The organism is Veillonella caviae (assembly GCF_003992125.1).
Classification (GTDB): domain Bacteria; phylum Bacillota; class Negativicutes; order Veillonellales; family Veillonellaceae; genus Veillonella; species Veillonella caviae.
On the sequence record NZ_RQUY01000043.1, the window covers coordinates 1 to 1337 of the forward strand.

At 35.8% G+C, this 1337-nt stretch carries 1 protein-coding gene; it reads right to left on the minus strand.

The annotated features are described in order from the left end of the window. Nucleotides 1-27 precede the first annotated feature (27 nt). Nucleotides 28-1140: an IS1249 family transposase gene (locus tag EO120_RS09050; RefSeq protein WP_127135144.1), complete on the minus strand. Its 1113-nt coding sequence runs from the start codon at nucleotides 1138-1140 to the stop codon at nucleotides 28-30. Between the last annotated feature and the right edge of the window lie 197 nt (nucleotides 1141-1337).

Sequence of the window (1337 nt, forward strand, 5' to 3'; positions counted from 1 at the left end):
GGGTTATAGGACAAAAAGTGTGTGTGACTAATCCCAATAAGTTGGAAAATTTGTAGACATATGTAGCTCATTCCAAACAGGAGCATCACCCCATTGAGGGATTGAACGATCTATTTGACAATAGTCAGATAATCGTTTGTAGATAGCAGCAATCGATTCATCTGTAGGCATACAATTTAATATATCTGAAATAGAAAGCGGTCTTGGTGAGTGCATATAGCACCACCAATAGACCGCTTTTAGTCTTCTTTCAAGTGAAAGGCCCCTATGAGCCCGTAACATACTTCTTAGTTGAGCATTTACTCCACCTTCAATACGATTATTTGTTGTAGGTATTGTAATATCAATACATTCCAAAAATGTAAATAAAGTTTGTTGCCTAATCAGACGCCATAATGATGATTCAGCTTTAAGCAACCGCTCATGTGTAGAGCGTTTGTTTCCGAATTCATCAATCGTCATTTCTCGTAAAAAATCAGAATATGTCATTCGCCACGCTGAAAGTTTATTAATCCATATAAAAGCTTGATCCATTGTTTTCACATTAAATAAATCTTTAGCAAGAGTATAAAGGTCCTTTCCTGCTAACGTTTTAGGTCTACTTGTCGTATATCGTCTAACCTGACAAAAAATATGAAATAGGCATCTTTGGTGGCTACTATGAGGCCAAACTTTCCGTAATGCTTTAGGTAAACCATTAGCACCATCAGATACAACGACTTTAGGTTCAGCAATCCGTTCCATTAAACACTGCCAAGCTCTAGCATGCTCATAACGGCAGACATACCATCCTAGAACATGAGTATCATTGCAACAAATCAACACACATAAATTCCTAGCTAAGTAAATTCCATCAAGATATACCACATCATGTATTTCTTCCACTTTTGGTGGCAATGTCCATATGGACCAAAATTTAGCGGTTTTACGCCTGAATGTACGACCTTTACCAGGCATATCAGCTTGAATATCGGTGCTGAATAACCAATTCAAGAATAGGTTTAACTCTTTACTTAAATTATTAATTTTAACGGTAAATGCCACCTTACAATGTTTGCAAAACCAACGCTGAGAACCAGATTTTAAAACACCATGTTTAATACATTTTTCATTACAATCAGGACATTTTATTTGTCGCATAAACTCTTCCTCCATATTTGTTTATATATAGGAAGATATAACCTCATTTTAGTCAGTCATTACAAGGGTTAATTGATGTTTCCACCCACACTTTTTGTCCACCCTCAAACTTCTCCAGAAAAAGATTAAACCCTTATAACACTAGATATTTACTAGTATTACAAGGGTTTTTACACACACTTTTTGTCCTATAAGCC

Coding starts and splice junctions, on each gene's coding strand:
- EO120_RS09050 (WP_127135144.1), bottom strand. CDS start 1,140: ATGCGACAAATAAAATGTCCTGATTGTAATGAAAAATGTATTAAACAT.